The organism is Chromobacterium amazonense, from assembly GCF_001855565.1.
GTDB lineage: Bacteria > Pseudomonadota > Gammaproteobacteria > Burkholderiales > Chromobacteriaceae > Chromobacterium > Chromobacterium amazonense.
In genome coordinates, this window is sequence record NZ_MKCR01000032.1 from 211,366 (window position 1) to 226,771 (window position 15,406).

Annotated in this window: 14 protein-coding genes; 12 read left to right on the plus strand and 2 right to left on the minus strand. The window is 65.0% G+C overall.

Annotated elements, in window-relative coordinates; all coding sequences use genetic code 11:
• Positions 1-194: 194 nt before the first annotated feature.
• The 11 genes from BI343_RS16430 to BI343_RS16480 all read left to right on the plus strand — a co-directional run bounded on the left by BI343_RS16430 (position 195) and on the right by BI343_RS16480 (position 12,817).
• A complete protein-coding gene (locus BI343_RS16430; RefSeq protein ID WP_043622916.1) occupies positions 195-731 on the plus strand; it encodes a 4Fe-4S dicluster domain-containing protein in 537 nt (178 codons plus the stop codon).
• A gap of 32 nt (positions 732-763) precedes the next feature.
• Positions 764-2,911 (plus strand): formate dehydrogenase subunit alpha, encoded by a 2,148-nt coding sequence (gene fdhF / locus BI343_RS16435; RefSeq protein ID WP_071110520.1) that lies wholly within the window; start codon positions 764-766, stop codon positions 2,909-2,911.
• 4 nt (positions 2,912-2,915) lie between these two features.
• A complete protein-coding gene (gene moaA, locus BI343_RS16440) occupies positions 2,916-3,902 on the plus strand; it encodes a GTP 3',8-cyclase MoaA (protein WP_071110521.1) in 987 nt (328 codons plus the stop codon).
• A gap of 36 nt (positions 3,903-3,938) precedes the next feature.
• The gene (locus BI343_RS16445) at positions 3,939-4,526 is read left to right on the plus strand and encodes a HupE/UreJ family protein (RefSeq protein ID WP_071110522.1); all 588 of its coding nucleotides are present in this window, start codon (positions 3,939-3,941) and stop codon (positions 4,524-4,526) included.
• A gap of 194 nt (positions 4,527-4,720) precedes the next feature.
• Complete coding sequence (locus tag BI343_RS16450) at positions 4,721-6,355, plus strand: methyl-accepting chemotaxis protein (RefSeq protein ID WP_071110523.1); 1,635 nt, start codon at positions 4,721-4,723, stop codon at positions 6,353-6,355.
• 319 nt (positions 6,356-6,674) lie between these two features.
• Complete coding sequence (locus BI343_RS16455) at positions 6,675-7,175, plus strand: metal-dependent hydrolase (RefSeq protein ID WP_071110524.1); 501 nt, start codon at positions 6,675-6,677, stop codon at positions 7,173-7,175.
• A 91-nt stretch (positions 7,176-7,266) separates the two neighbouring features.
• The gene (locus tag BI343_RS16460) at positions 7,267-7,911 is read left to right on the plus strand and encodes a TetR/AcrR family transcriptional regulator (RefSeq protein ID WP_071110525.1); all 645 of its coding nucleotides are present in this window, start codon (positions 7,267-7,269) and stop codon (positions 7,909-7,911) included.
• Between the two features lie 2 nt (positions 7,912-7,913).
• Positions 7,914-8,897, plus strand: a complete 984-nt coding sequence (hlyD, locus tag BI343_RS16465; RefSeq protein ID WP_071110526.1) for a secretion protein HlyD — start codon at positions 7,914-7,916, stop codon at positions 8,895-8,897.
• Complete coding sequence (locus BI343_RS16470; protein WP_071110527.1) at positions 8,894-10,612, plus strand: ATP-binding cassette domain-containing protein; 1,719 nt, start codon at positions 8,894-8,896, stop codon at positions 10,610-10,612. Before hlyD ends, BI343_RS16470 begins: the two co-directional genes overlap by 4 nt.
• Entirely contained in the window at positions 10,609-11,721 is a 1,113-nt protein-coding gene (locus BI343_RS16475; protein ID WP_071110528.1) for an ABC transporter permease, read from the plus strand. Before BI343_RS16470 ends, BI343_RS16475 begins: the two co-directional genes overlap by 4 nt.
• A 4-nt stretch (positions 11,722-11,725) precedes the next feature.
• The gene (locus BI343_RS16480) at positions 11,726-12,817 is read left to right on the plus strand and encodes an ABC transporter permease (protein WP_071110529.1); all 1,092 of its coding nucleotides are present in this window, start codon (positions 11,726-11,728) and stop codon (positions 12,815-12,817) included.
• On the opposite strand, the gene BI343_RS16485 is transcribed toward BI343_RS16480, so the two are convergent.
• Positions 12,771-13,427, minus strand: a complete 657-nt coding sequence (locus tag BI343_RS16485) for a TetR family transcriptional regulator (RefSeq protein ID WP_071110530.1) — start codon at positions 13,425-13,427, stop codon at positions 12,771-12,773. The two genes, BI343_RS16480 and BI343_RS16485, sit on opposite strands and share 47 nt — an antisense overlap.
• Before the next feature lie 106 nt (positions 13,428-13,533).
• Between BI343_RS16485 and BI343_RS16490 the strand changes: the two genes are divergently transcribed.
• A complete protein-coding gene (locus BI343_RS16490) occupies positions 13,534-14,907 on the plus strand; it encodes an MATE family efflux transporter (protein ID WP_071110531.1) in 1,374 nt (457 codons plus the stop codon).
• Between the two features lie 103 nt (positions 14,908-15,010).
• Here the strand turns inward: BI343_RS16490 and BI343_RS16495 are convergent, their stop codons facing one another.
• Positions 15,011-15,277 (minus strand): hypothetical protein, encoded by a 267-nt coding sequence (locus BI343_RS16495; protein ID WP_043622885.1) that lies wholly within the window; start codon positions 15,275-15,277, stop codon positions 15,011-15,013.
• Positions 15,278-15,406: the final 129 nt, after the last annotated feature.

The following is a 15,406-nucleotide window of genomic DNA, read 5'->3' on the forward strand; positions in this document are numbered from 1 at the left end:
GCCGGCTGGAGGCGGTCTGTCTTCGACACCGAAGGCAAGGCGGCGCGGTCAGCAATTCTTTTCAGAAACAGGGCGTTGCATGGGATGGGCCGCCTTGGCGCGCGGCTGGCATGGCTTATGCAACGCCATGAGGGTGAATTCGCAACGCTTGCAATCGACGTTCGGGCGGCTGCCGCCGCTTGAGGAGGCTGAACATGAATCGGTTCATCATCGCTGAACCCCAAAACTGCATCGGCTGCCGCACCTGCGAGGTGGCGTGCGCCCTGGCCCATGCGCCAAGACCCGGCGAACCATTGTCGCCGGACACCTTCCATCCCCGGCTGACCCTGATCAAGAGCGCGCGCATCAGCACGCCGGTGCTGTGCCGGCAGTGCGACGACGCGCCCTGTCTGAATGCCTGCCCCAGCGGGGCGATTGTTTACGCCGGCAACAGCGTGCAGGTGCTGCAGGAACGCTGCGTGGGCTGCAAGACCTGCATGGTGGCCTGTCCTTACGGCGCGATGCAGGTGGTGACCGTGCCGCAGCGTCCGGAGCCGGGCAGCTTCGCCACGCGGCAGATCAAGGCCAAGGCGCTCAAGTGCGACTTGTGCGCGGGCAAGCCGGCCGGGCCGGCCTGCATCGCCACCTGCCCCACCAATGCCTTGCGCATGGTGGAGCCGCAGGCGTTGGAGGCCGCTTTGCAAAAACGCCGCCAACAGGCCGCGCTGGACACGCCGACGCTGCCGCTTTGACGCATCGCCATCCGGGAAAAAGGACACGGAAAATGGAAAAGGTAATTTCGGTTTGCCCGTACTGCGGTTCGGGCTGCAAGCTCAATTTGCTGGTGGAGAACGGCAAGATCGTGGGCGCGGAAGGCGCGGACGGCGTGACTAATCAGGGCGAGCTGTGCCTGAAGGGCTATTACGGCTGGGACTTCCTCAACGACACCAAGCTGCTGACCCCGCGCTTGCGCCATCCGATGATACGGCGCCGGCGCGGCGGCGAGTTCGAGCGCGTGAGTTGGGATGAGGCGGTGGCCTTCGTGGCAGGCAAGCTAGGGGAGATCAAGCGCGAGCATGGCCCGGACGCCATCATGTGCACCGGCTCCTCGCGCGGCACCGGCAACGAATCGAACTACATCGCGCAGAAGTTCGCCCGCGCGGTGATCGGCACCAACAACATCGACTGCTGCGCCCGCGTCTGCCACGGGCCATCGGTGGCCGGCCTGATGGCCACGCTGGGCAACGGCGCGATGAGCAACTCGATCTGCGAGATCGAGGACACGGATTGCATCCTGGTGTTCGGCTACAACGCGGCCGATTCCCACCCCATCGTCGCCCGGCGCATCCTCAAGGCCAAGCAGAAGGGCGCCAAGATCATCGTCTGCGACCCGCGCTACATCGAAACCGCGCGCGTGGCCGATCTGCATCTGCAATTGAAGAACGGCTCGAACATGGCGCTGGTCAACGCCTTCGCCAATGTGCTGATCAGCGAGGGCCTGTACAAGCCGGATTTCGTCGCCGAACACGCCGAGGGCTTCGAAGAATACAAGGCCGCCGTGGCCAAATACACGCCGGAATACGCGGCCGAGATCACCGGCCTGCCGGCCGAGCTGATCCGCCAGGCCATCCGCATGTACGCCGCCGCGCCCAGCGCCACCATTCTGTGGGGCATGGGCGTGACCCAGTGGGGCCAGGCGGTGGATGTGGTCAAGGGCTTGTCCAGCCTCGCCACGCTGACCGGCAACCTGGGGCGGCCGCATGTCGGCGTCGGCCCGGTGCGCGGCCAGAACAATGTGCAGGGCGCTTGCGACATGGGCGCGCTGCCGAACACGCTGCCGGGCTATTACGACGTCGGCGACGCCGAAGCGCGCGCGCGTTTCGCCAAGGCTTGGGGCGTGGACAGCCTGCCGGCCGAGAAGGGCTGCAGCATCACCGAGGCGGCGCACCGCATCGAGGCGGGCACGCTCAAGGCTTATTACATCTTTGGCGAAGACCCGCTGCAGACCGAGCCGGACCTAGGCATGATGCGGCGCGCCTTCGAGAAGCTGGACCTGATCATCGTGCAGGACATCTTCATGACCAAAACGGCCATGGCTGCCGACGTGATTTTGCCCGCCACCTCCTGGGGCGAACATGAAAACGTGTTCTCCAGCGCCGACCGCGGCTTCCAGCGCTGCTACAAGGCCATTGAGCCGCCGGCCGACGTCAAGGACGACTGGGAAATCTACAGCCTGATCGCCACGGCCATGGGCTACCCCATGCACTATGACAACGCCCAGCAAATCTGGGACGAGCTGCGCGGCCTCTGTCATCTCTACACGGGCGCCAGCTACGACAAGATGGCCGGCCTCGGCTATGTGCAGTGGCCGTGTCCGACGGAGGACCACCCCGGCACGCCATGGCTGTACGAGGGCTTCCAGTTCGATACGCCCAGCGGCAAGGCCAGGCTGTTCGCCGCCGAATGGCGGCCGCCGCTGGAAAAAGTGGATGCCGACTACCCGCTGGGCCTGTGCACGGTGCGCGAGGTGGGCCACTACTCCTGCCGCTCCATGACCGGCAATTGCGCGGCGCTGCAAACCTTGGCCGACGAGCCGGGCTTTGTGCAGATCCACCCGGACGACGCGCAAAAATACGGCATCGCCGACCAGGCGCTGGTGTGGGTGGCTTCGCGCCGCGGCAAGGTGATCACCCGCGCCAACCACAATCCGCGGGTCAACGCCGGGGCGGTGTACATGACCTACCAATGGTGGATAGGCGCCTGCAACGAACTGACGGTGGACCATCTGGACCCGATCTCCAAAACCCCGGAGCTGAAGTACTGCACGGTGCGGCTGGAGACCATTGCCGACCAGGCCTGGGCCGAAAACCACGCGCGCGGCGTCTACGCGCGGCTGAAGGCGGACCTGCGCAAGGCCGCGCTGGCGGAGTAGGGCGATGGTGCCGGAGCCGTTGATCGACCGCCACGGCAGGCGCATCGACTATTTGCGCCTGTCGGTGACCGATCGCTGCGATTTGCGCTGCCGCTATTGCCGGCCGGCGGGCGACGCGTCCTACGCCGAGCGGGCGGACTGGCTGAGCTTTGCCGAAATCCGCCGAGTCGTGAGCCTGTTCGCCGCCATGGGCGTGGGCCGGGTGCGGTTGACCGGCGGCGAGCCGCTGCTGCGCGCCGGCATCGTCGATCTGGTGGCGGACTTGGCCGCCATGCCCGGCGTGAGCGATCTGTCCTTGTCCACCAACGCCACCCAGCTGGCGCGGTACGCGGCCCGTCTCAAGGCGGCCGGCCTGAACCGGGTCAATGTCAGCCTGGATTCGCTCAGGCGCGAATGCGTCAGCGAGCTGTGCGGCCGCGACAGCCTGGACGCCACGCTGGCCGGCCTGATGGCCGCCAAGGCGGCGGGCCTCGCGCCGATCAAGCTGAATATGGTGGCGCTGCGCGGCGTCAACGATGGCGAGATCGAATCCATGGCGGCGTTTTGTTTCGAGCATGGCTTCATTCTGCGCCTGATCGAAGCGATGCCGATGGGCGAGGCCGGCCGCGCCGCGGCGTATCTGCCGCTAGACGGAGTGAGAGAGCGTCTGGTTCGGCAATTCAAACTGCAACCCTGCGCCGCCGAACTGGGCGGCGGTCCCGCCCGCTATTGGCAAACCGCCGACGGGCGCGGGCAGGTAGGCTTCATCACGCCGCTGTCCCAGCACTTCTGCGCCACCTGCAACCGCGTGCGGCTGACGGTGGATGGCACGCTTTATCTATGTCTGGGCCAGGAGCATAAGCTGGAATTGCGGCCGCTGTTGCGCGGCGGCGCCGGCGACGAGACGCTGTGCTCGGCCATCCGGCGGGCGGTGGCGCGCAAGCCCTGGGGGCATGATTTCGCAGCCGCGCCCAGCCGGGTGCTGCGTTTCATGTCGCACACCGGCGGCTGAGCGAACAATCAAATTGACTGACCTGAGGAAACGAAAATGAAAACACGCATCTGGATATCGCTCCCCTTGATGGCCTCGCTGCCGGGCCTGGTGCTGGCGCACATAGGCAGCGATGCCGGCATCCACCACGGCACGGCCTTTTTCATGGGATTTGTCCACCCGTTCACCGGGCTGGATCACTTCGCCGCCATGCTGGCGGTGGGCATCTGGAGCGTGCTTGCCACGCGCCAGGTATGGGCGATGCCGTTTGCCTTCGCCGGGCTGTTGCTGGTGGGCGGGCTGATCGGCTTTACCGGCGCGGCCGTGCCGGTGGTGGAGCCGATGATCGCGGCTTCCCTGCTGGTGTTGGGTCTTATGGTGTGCGCCCGCGTGCGGCTGGCCTTGCCCTGGGGGCTAGCGGTGGTGGGGCTGTTCGCGCTGTTTCATGGCATCGCCCACGGCAGCGAGCTGCCGGCGGCCCAGGCCGTGGCGGCGCTGAGCGGCATGGCGCTGGGCACCATGATCCTGCACATCGCCGGCATGGCCATAGGCGCGTTCTTCAAGGCGCGCAGCGCCTGGTACGCTCGCGTGCTGGGCGGCGGCATCGCCTTGCTGGGCGCGGGGTATCTGGCCGGGGTGCTGTAGTTCGATGCCATTGCGGCATGCCATCATGCCGTCCGCCATGAAGGCGGGCGGCATTTCATTTGTCGCCTTGAGGCAAAGAGGCGGACGTGGTCCGCAAAAGGTAAATGACAATAATCAATAAATCGGCAGTAAATATTGAAATTGAATAATTGGCTGGGTTATTGTTCTGTTTTTCTTACAAATCGGACGGAGCAATGGCGAGAACCATTTCCCTGAAAAGACGCTTGTTGCTGCAGACCATAGGCGCCATCGTGCTGGTGTGCATCCTGGGCGCTTTGCTGATGAACGCCTTGCGCCAGCAAATGCTGTCTGATCGGCGCGATTTGCTGCGCAGCCAGGTGGAGACCGTGAACAGTCTGGTGGCGCGGCATGAGGCGCAAGCGGCCGCAGGCCTGGTGCCGGAGGCGGAGGCGCAGCGCCTGGCGCTGCAGGAGCTGACGCGCTTGCGCTTTGACGGCGACGAGTATTTCTTCGCGCTGGACAAGGAGCTGAAATGGCTGGCCCATGGCATGAATCCCAAGCTGGTGGGCCGCAATATGCACGGCGTCAAGGACGGGGCCGGGGCCGATATCGGCGCGCTGTTCGAGCAGGCTTTGCGGGACGGCGGCAGCAAGGGCTATGTGCAGTATGTCTGGGCCAAGCCCGGCGCGGCCCAGCCGCAGCCGAAAATGGCTTACTTCCAGGCTACGCCGCGCTGGGGCTGGATCATCGGCACCGGTTTGTATCTGGATGACGTCAACGCGGTGCTGTTGAGCCAGCTTTTGAGCGTGGGCGGCCAGGTATTGCTGTTCATGGCGGTGAGCCTGTCGCTGGGTTGGTGGGTGTATCGCAGCGTGATGCGCGAACTCGGCGCGGAGCCGTCCGAGGCCGCCGCCATCGTGCGCGAAATCGCCGCCGGCAAGCTGGACCGCGAGATCAAGCTGGCGGAGGGCGATCGCGACAGCTTGCTGTCGAATATCCGCGAGATGCAGGGGCAGCTGCGGCGGTTGGTCGGCGAGATCATGCGCGACGCCGATGAGCTGGGCCGCCTGAACGCCGACGTGGTGGGCGGCGCCCGCATGGTGGCGGACAACTCGCAGGGCCAGAGCGAGGGCGCGGCCGCCATGGCGGCGTCGGTGGAGCAGCTGACCGTCAGCATCAACCACATCGCCCAGCATGCGGTGGACGCGCGCACCGTGTCGCAGGGGTCCGGCCAGCTGTCCGCCTCCGGCAGCGAGGTCATCGCCAAGGCCGTGGCGGAGATGCAGGGCATCAGCGAGACGGTGGACATGACGGAAGCCGCCATCGCCGAGCTGGCCAGCAAGACGTCCACCATTTCCAGCATCATGCAGGTGATCAAGGATATCGCCGATCAGACCAATCTGCTGGCGCTGAACGCCGCCATCGAGGCGGCGCGGGCCGGCGAGACCGGCCGCGGCTTCGCGGTGGTGGCGGACGAGGTGCGCAAGCTGTCCGAGCGCACGGCCAAGGCCACTGAGCAGACGGCGGAGATGATCAGCGAAATTCGGGCCAGTTCCGACCTGTCGCGGCAGAATATGAGCGAGACGGTGGCGCGGGTTCGCACCGGGCTGGAGCTGGCGGAGCAGGGCGGCGAGCTGATCCAGCGCATACACGGCAGCGCCAGCCAGGTGGTGCAGGTGGTCAACGACATCTCGCACGCGCTGCAGGAGCAGGGCACGGCCAGCCAGGACATCGCGCGGCACGTGGAGAAGATCGCCCAGGTGGCGTCCGGCAACGCCGTGGCCGCCACCCAGGCCTCGGAAAGCATACAGCGCATCGAGGAGGTGACGGGCAGCCTGCGTTCGTCTGTTGCGCAATTCCAGGTGTAGCGCAGCGGAATTCCCTGGCGGGGCAGTGTGATGAAGCCGGTTGGCGCGAGCCAGCCGGCTTTTGTGTTCGCAAAGCCGATGTGACGCTCGTCAGCTGCTGCTATTTAAGTCGTTTGCATAGAATGAGGGCTTTGAGAAGGCTATTCGGCAAGTTTTTTTTGCATCCGCAGCCGGACGGCAGTAGCATGGCGCCCGCTCGTCGCGCAAGGCGATGGGCCTGGTGATGCGATGGCGGCATGTGCGGTCGGTAGCAAGGGATGTCAACATGCCGCAGGGGCAGTATGGAAATGGCAATGAGAGAAAGCGGCAGGGTAGCCGCATGATGGTGGCGACGCATGTCGCGTTTGGCGCGTTCTGCGCGGTGGCCGCCGCGCTGGTCTTGCATGCGCCGCCGCTGATGGCGGCATTGCTGCTGGCCGGGGGGCTGGCAGGCTCGCTGCTGCCGGATATCGACCATCCCAAAAGCTGGCTGGGCCGGCGCATTCCCTTTCTCTCGCGCCCGGTGGCTTATTTGTTTGGCCATCGCGGCATTACCCACAGCCTGCTGGCCGTGGCGGGCGTGTTCTACGCCAGCGCGGCCTGTCTGCACGAGTGGGGTGTCCGGCTGGGTCACGCCATGCCTTTGGTGCTGGGCCTGTGCGTCGGTTACGCCTCGCATCTGGTAGGCGACTGGCTGACTCCGGCGGGCATTCCGCTATTGTGGCCGGTGCGGGTGCGTTTCCGCGCGCCGCTGATGTTGCTGGGTCCCAAGATGGCCGAACCGCTGATGACGGTTGGCCTGTGGTTCGGCGCCGGCTTTCTGATGAGCAAAACCTTCTGAGTTGTTGCGTCTGCGCAGGTGGCGTCGATTTTTGCAAGCATATTGAGTAGATTCGATTGCGGACTGATTTATACAGTCGTATAAATCAGCCATGGGTGCCTCGAAAAAATCCGGCGATACCCGGCAGCGCCTGCTGATCCAGGGGCTGGACATGGTGCGGCGCACCGGCCTGCGCGGCCTGGTGGTGCGCGAGGTGGCCGCCGCCGCCGGGGTGAATCCGGGCAGCTTCGTTTACCACTTCGGCAACCGCGAGCGCTTTGTCACCGAACTGGTCGAGCTGTGGTACGCGCCTATCTACCGGCAGTTGCGCCAGACAGCCCGTCTGCGGCAGCCCGGCGATGCGCTGGCGCGCTTGCGGGACGTCATCGAACAGCTGCTGCAGCTGGCGGCGGAGCATGCCGGTTTCGCCAGCCATCTGGCGGCGGACGCTTTGGCCGGCGAGCCGGCGGCGCAGGCGTTTTTGCTGCGGCTGCCGTCGCGCCATATGCGTTTGCTGTTGGTGTTGCTGGCCCGGGCCCAGCGCCAGGGGCGGCTGGTGGACGCGCCGCCGCCGCAACTGCTGTGCTATTTGGTCTCGGCCATCGGGCTGCCCTTGCTGTTGGCGCGGGGGCCGCTGGCCGCCAGCGATTGGCTGCCGCAGCAGGCAAGACAACTGCAGCGCTGGATGGCGGATATTCCGGCGGCGCGGCAACGCCTGGCCTGGGCGCTGGCCGGCATCACCAGAACGGGAGAGTAAGCATGCGCAAGCGGTGGATGGCGGTATTGGCCCTGTTGCTGCTGGCGGCGGCCGGGACCGCTTACTATTTCTACCAGCGCGCGGCGGAGGCGGCGCGCCAGTCCACTCTGTACGGCAATGTGGACATCCGCGACGTGACGCTGTCGTTCCGGGTGTCCGGCCGTCTGGCCAAAGTGCTGGTGGACGAAGGCGACCAGGTGCAGCCGGGGCAGATACTGGCCCAACTGGATGTCGAACCGCTGCGCAACAGCCTCAACGCCGCCATCGCCAACGAGGCGGCCCTGGCGGCGCGCAACGCGCTGATCCACAAGGGCAACCGCAGCGAGGACATAGCCCAGGCGTGGGCCAGGCTGGAAGCGGCCAAGGCGGCGCTGGTCCAGGCGGAAAGCGAATATCGGCGGCAAAGCCGGCTGACGCCGGATGGCGCGAGCAGCCTGCAGCTGTTGGAAACCGCCCGCTCGCAGCGCGATCAGGCGCTGGCCCAGCGCGATGCGGCCCAACAGCAGTGGAAATTGCTGGCCAGCGGTTACCGGCCGGAGGAAATCGCCGAGTCCGACGCCCAATTGAAACAGGCGCGCGCCGATCTGGCCGCCGCCCGGCTGGCCCTGCGGGACGCCAATCTGCAATCACCCAGCGCCGGCATCATTCTGACGCGGGCGGTGGAGGCCGGCAGCCTGGTGCAGGCGGGCGCGCCGGCGTTCAATCTGTCGCTGCGCCAGCCGGTGTGGGTGCGCGCCTATGTAACGGAAAGCCAGCTGGGACGTTTTTCTTCAGGCACCAAGGTGACGATTGCCAGCGACAGCCACCCGGACAAGCGCTATCACGGCGTGGTCGGCTTTGTTTCGCCGACCGCCGAATTCACGCCCAAGTCAGTCGAAACCGTCGATCTGCGCACCGCCTTGGTCTACCGTATCCGCGTGGTGGTGAGCGACGCCGACGCCGGCCTGAACCAGGGCATGCCCGTGACGGTGAGGCTGGCGTCATGAGCGCCGCCATCCGCGCCGAAAAGCTGGCCAAGCGCTTTCCCGGCGCCAGCATGGACGCGGTGGCGGAAGTGGACCTGGAGATTCCAGCGGGCTGCATCGCCGGGCTGGTGGGGCCGGACGGCGCGGGCAAGACCACGCTCTTGCGCATGCTGGCCGGTTTGCTGTTGCCCAGCGGCGGGTCGGCCCGGGTGGCGGGGCTTGACCCGCAAGCGGACGCCGACGCCTTGCGGCGCAACATCGGCTATATGCCGCAGAAATTCGGCTTGTACGAAGACCTGACGGTGCAAGAAAACCTGGACCTGTACGCCGAGTTGCGCGAGGTGGGCGCCCAGGACAAGAGCGGGGAATTCCAGCGCCTGCTGGCGCTGACCGACCTGGCGCCGTTCACCGGCCGCTATGCCGGCAAACTGTCCGGCGGCATGAAGCAGAAGCTGGGCCTGGCCTGCGCGCTGCTGGGCAAGCCCAGGGTGCTGCTGCTGGACGAGCCAGGCGTCGGCGTGGATCCGATCTCGCGCCGCGAGCTATGGAAGCTGATTCGCGCGCTGTCGGCCGAAGGCATCGCCATATTGTTGAGCACCGCGTATCTGGACGAGGCGGAGGCCTGCGACGTGGTCTATCTGATGGACCATGGCCGCATCCGCGCCGGCGGCCCCCCGGCCGAGCTGATCCAGCCGCTGGCCGGCCGCTGTCTAAGCTTGTCCGGCATTGCCGGCAACCGTCGTCAGATCTTGCAGCGGCTGTTGCGCCAGCCTGAACTGATGGACGGCACGATACAAGGCAGCGGCTTGCGCCTGTTGCTGCGCGATGAAAACCGCTGGCCGGATTTGCGATTGGCCGATGCCGGGCCGGACGCCGCGCTGCGGGCCGCGCCGCCGCGGCTGGAAGATGCCTTCATCAGCCTGCTGGGCGGCGGGCCGGGCGGCGATTCGGTGCTGGCCGCGGTGATGCCGCCAGTGCCCGTCCACCATGAGGAGGCTGTGATCGAGGCGCGCGGGCTGACCAAGCGCTTTGGCGATTTCTACGCCACCGATGATGTCAGCTTCGCCGTGCGGCGCGGCGAGGTATTCGGCCTGCTGGGGCCGAATGGCGCCGGCAAGTCCACCACCTTCAAGATGGAGTGCGGCCTGCTCAAACCGAGCAGCGGCCAGGCCCTGGTGATGGGGTTGGATTTGAAAACCAGCCCGACCGCCGCGCGGCAGCAGCTGGGCTATATGGCGCAGAAGTTTTCGCTGTATGCCCAACTGACGGTGCGGCGCAATCTGATGTTCTTCTCCGGCGTCTATGGCTTGTCCGGCAAGGCGCGGAAGGAAAAAGTCCGGCAAATGGAGCAAGTGTTCGGCCTGGGGCCGTATATGGACGAGGTGGCCGCCACGCTGCCCTTGGGTTTCAAGCAGCGGCTGGCGTTGGCCTGCGCGGTGATGCATGAGCCGCCCTTGTTGTTCCTCGACGAGCCTACGTCGGGCGTGGACCCGGTGACGCGGCGCGAATTCTGGACGCATATCAATGGCCTGGCGGAGAAGGGCGTCACCGTGCTGGTGACCACCCACTTCATGGACGAGGCGGAATATTGCGACCGCATCGCCCTGGTGTATCGCGGCAAGCTGCTGGCGCTGGATACGCCGGATGCGCTGAAGGCCAGCGTCGCCAGTTCGGCCAGGCCCAATCCGACGATGGAGGATGCGTTCATCCAGTTGGTGGGGGAGGCGGATCGATGAACTGGCGCAGACTATGGGCCTTGTGCCGCAAGGAGAGCTTCCAGATCGTGCGCGACCCGAGCAGCATCCTGATCGCCTTCATCCTGCCGGTGGCCTTGCTGTTCATCCTGGGTTACGCGGTGAATCTGGATTCGGCCCATATCCGCCTGGGCCTGCTGAACCAGGATGGCGGCGCCGCCGCGCAAAGTCTGGCGGCTACTTTCCATGCCACGCCGTCGTTCGAGGTGAAGCCGGTCAAGTCGCGCGCGGAACTGGACGAAATGCTGGCCCACGGCAAGATACGCGGCGCGGTGATCATCGCCAACGATTTTTCGCGCAACTGGCAGCGGCGCAGCGGCACGATACAGCTGCTGACGGACGGCGCCGAGCCCAATACCGCCAATTTCGTCGCCGCCTATGCGCAGGGCGCCTGGCTGCAGTGGCAGCAGGCGGAAGCGGATGAGCATGGGCAGGCGCCGCCGCCGGCCATTGAGGTTGAGCAGCGCGTCTGGTTCAACCCCAGCGCTGAGAGTCCCAACTTTCTGGTGCCCGGCACCATCGCCATCGTCATGACCATTGTCGGCGCGCTGTTGTCGTCGCTGGTGGTGGCGCGCGAATGGGAACGCGGCACCATGGAGGCGCTGCTGTCCACGCCGGTCAGCCGCGCCGAGCTGTTATTGTCCAAGATCTTGCCGTATTACGTGCTGGGCATCGCCGCCATGCTGTTGTGCCTGTTGGTGGCGGTGTTTGTCATGCAGGTGCCGTTCCGCGGGCCGCTGTGGCTGCTGTGGCTGATGTCTTCGCTGTTCCTGGCCAATGCGCTGGGGATGGGATTGTTCCTGTCCACGGTGATGCGCACCCAGTTTGACGCGGCGCAGGCGGCGCTGACTGCCGGCTATTTGCCGGCGCTGATGTTGTCCGGCTTTGTGTTCGAGATTTCCAGCATGCCGCTGCCCTTGCAGTGGCTGACCCGCATCCTGCCGGCGCGCTATTTCGCCAGCACGCTGCAGACGCTGTTCCAGGCCGGCGTGATCCCGTCGCTGCTGTGGTTCAACGCGGGCAGCCTGATCGCGCTGGGCGCGTTCTGGCTGGGGCAGACCGTGCGCAAGACTAGACGAACGCTGGATTGATGCCATGTGGCAACGCTTGCTGTGGCTGATCGTCAAGGAATTGCAGACCATCATGGGCAACCGCCAGGGACGGCTGTTGCTGGTGGTGCCGGTGCTGTTGCAGCTAATGGTGTTTCCGTTTGCCGCCACGCTGGAGGTCAAGCATGCCAGCTTGGCGGTCTACAACCAGGATGCCGGCGCGGCGTCGCTGGAGTTGGTGAAGCGGCTGGCCGTCAGCGCCACCTTCGATCATGTGGTGCCGGTGCATAGCCTGCCCGAGCTGCGCGATTGCATAGACCGGCAGTGCGCGCTGCTGGCGGTGGTGTTTCCGCAGGATTTCTCGCGCGCGCTGGCGTCGGGGCGGAACGCGCCTCTGCAGGTGATCGTCGATGGGCGGCGCTCCAACAGCGGGCAGATCGCCAGCGCTTATATTGGCCAAGTCGTGGCGGGCTATCAGGCCGAGCGCGGCGGCTCCATGCCGCAGGTGGCAGTGCGCAATCTCTACAATCCCAATCTGGAATATCAATGGCATGTGCTGCCCAGCCTGGTGGCCATCATCACCACCATAGGCTGCCTGATCGTGACCGCCCTGTCGGTGGCGCGCGAGCGCGAGGAGGGCACCTTCGACCAGCTATTGGTATCGCCGCTGACGCCGGCCTACATCATGGCCGGCAAGGCGGTGCCCGGCATTCTGGTGGCGCTGCTGCAAGGCAGCCTGATCGCGCTGGCGGCGGCATGGGTGTACCGCGTGCCGTTCGACGGCTCGGTGGCCTTGCTGTTGCTTAGCATGGCTAGCTATGGCCTGGCGCTGGCCGGCGTCGGCCTGTTCATCTCTTCCCTGTCCCGCACCCAGCAGCAGGCTTTTCTGGGCGTGTTCTCGTTCATGGTGCCGGCGGTTATCCTGTCCGGCTATGTCTCGCCGATCGAAAACATGCCCGAAGCGCTGCAATGGCTGGCGCGGATCAACCCCCTCAGCTACTTCATTCCCATTCTCAAGGGGACATTCCTGAAGGGATACGGCTTTGCCGATGCCTGGCCTTGGCTGCTGCCGCTATGGCTGATCGCGCTGCTCACGCTGAGCCTGGCGTTGTGGTGCTTCCGTCGCCATGTGGAATAGGCGCTCTGAAGCTGGCGGCGTGCGGCAGTCCTTCCAGCGCGCCGCGCAGGATGCGTTCGCAGCGCGGCAGCGTGGCCGGGCCGTTTTCCAGCAATTCATATAAGCCGGTGAACAGATAAACCAGGTACTCCGCGCTCAGACCGACGTCCAGCGTCGCGGGCAGTTCGCCTTGGGCGATGGCGCGGCGCAATTGCCGCCGCGTGTAGTGCATGGTGAGCCTGTCCGCCATCTCGCGCCGCCGCAGCACGCTGCGGTTCTCTTCGATTTGTTCGCACTTCAGGTAGAGAATCTGGCTGACCCGCTGCGGCGAGCCCGGCTCCAGAAACTGCGCCAGGTAGTAGCAGCCGGCGGCCAATAGCGTGTCGCAGGCGGAGCCGCGCTGGGCGGGGAAGCGCAGCGCGTCCAGCGCGAAGGCGCGGTCTATCATGGCCTGGCATACCTGCAGCTTGTTGTCGTAATGGCCGTACACCGCGCCGCGCGATACGCCGGCGGCGTCGGCGATTTCCGCCATCGTGGCATTGGCGATGCCTTTGGCCAGAAACACCCGCTCCGCGCCGTCCAGTATCGCGTCCCGGGTTTTTTGAGAGTCTTCCTTGGTTTTGCGCGCCATATCGTTTCCATTGTTTTCTTTGTGCGGAGCATTGTGCTGGAAAATAATTAATCATGCATGACTGATTAAATGATAAAATCGCGTTTTCTCATGCTTCTTGTCTGTTATGACGAACGTAAATACCCGCGATCTAGACACGTTGGCCGTCTCCAAGCTGTTCTGGCGTTACGCCATTCCATCGGTCGCCGGCATGCTGGTGACCGGACTGTACGCCGTGATCGATGGCGTGTTTGTCGGCCACTATGTCGGTAGCCATGGCTTGGCAGCGATCAACCTGGTCTATCCGATGGTGATGCTGCAGGTGGGGTTGGGGGCGATGATCAGCATGGGCGTGGCCACGCGCATCGCGATCCGCCAAGGGGCGGGAGATATGGCGGGCGCGCGCGGCGCGTTGCTGGCCGCCTTGCTGCTGCTGGCGCTGTTTGGCGCGCTGATTCCGCTATTTGGCCTGTCCAATATCGATGCGCTGTTGGGATGGCTGCGCGCGGATGGGCAGGCGGAGGTGAGAGAGCAGGCCTATCCGTATCTGTGGTGGATGCTCAGCGGAGCAGTTCTGACCATGGGGCAGATGCTCGTCACCTATCTGGTGCGCAATGACGGCCGGCCTGGCCTGGCCACGGTATTGACCACGCTGGGCGCCTTGCTGAACATTTTGCTGGATTACGTGCTGGTTGGCCTGATGGCGATGGGGCTGGAAGGCGCGGCTATCGGCACCTTGATCGCCGAAGGCGTGGTGCTGAGCCTGGGATTGGCTTATTTCTTTACGCGCCATGCCGGATTGAGTCTGCGCTTGCGCGCGTTGACCCCGGACTGGCGCGCCTTATGGCCGGTGATTGCGCTGGGCGCGCCTAGCCTGTTGATGGAGCTGAATCTGGCCGTGCTGCTGTACGCGCATAATTATCAGCTGCTGCAATGGGGCAATGATCTGAGCGTGGCGGCCTATGCGGTGGCGGGGTATACCGAGTCCCTGTTCGTGCTGGTGATCCATGGCCTGGCGGTGGGCATGCAGCCTTTGCTGGGCCATGCCACTGGGGCCGGGCAGCCGGAGCGCGTTCGTGCCGCCCTGCTGCACGGTTTGAAAGTGTGCATGGCGATTGGCCTGGCTGCGCTGGCCGCGGTGCAGGCTTTTCCGGCCGCCATCGCCGGCTGGTACAGCGATGGCAGCGCCGAGCTGATCGAAGCGGGCAGCCGCGCGCTGCAACTGCATCTGCTGGCCATGCCGCTGGATGGCTTGGTGGTGGTGGGATGCACCGCCCTGCAGGCGATGGCGATGACGCGGCTGGCCTTGGGCATCACGGTAAGCAAGACCATTTTGTTATTGCCGTCGCTGGGCCTGCTGCCCTTGCTGATGGGTCTGGACGGCGTCTGGCTGGCGATGCCCTTGGTCAATCTGCTGCTGGGCATGCTGGTGATGGCAATCATGTGGCGCGAGTTGCGCCGGCTGCTGCCCGCGGGCCAGCGGATGCAGGCCGGCGCGTAAGCCGGCGCGCTTGTCCTGCGCGGCACGATTCACCTGCCGCATTCGGCGGCAAACCAAAGGCCCCATCCAAATAGATGGGGCCTTTTCGATTGGCGTGTCGGATTCAGGCGGTTTTGGCGCCGATTGGAATCTCAATCAGCGTTTTTCGGCTCTCGTGCGGCGGATAATCAACATGCACCACCTGCATCATCGCCATGTCCTTCAGGCGCTTGCGCATGGGGTGGGTTTCCGCTGCATCCTCATCGCCATCAAATGCCTCATTGCTGGACATTTGCTGCTTGGCTTTGAGTTGTTGTTTCTCAAAGCCGGTCAAGGGACGTTGCAGAATGCATTCCAGTGGTTCATCCAGTTCCAGTTTGCTGTCAAGCATGGCACTCACCTTTACGAAAAGGGGTCTCCGCCTGTCCTGGTAGGCATGGGCGGGCTGAACTTCGCCATTGCATGATATCCGTCCTCGGGGCGCTTGTTTATAAGTAAGAACCGCTAATCCTGTGCAAAA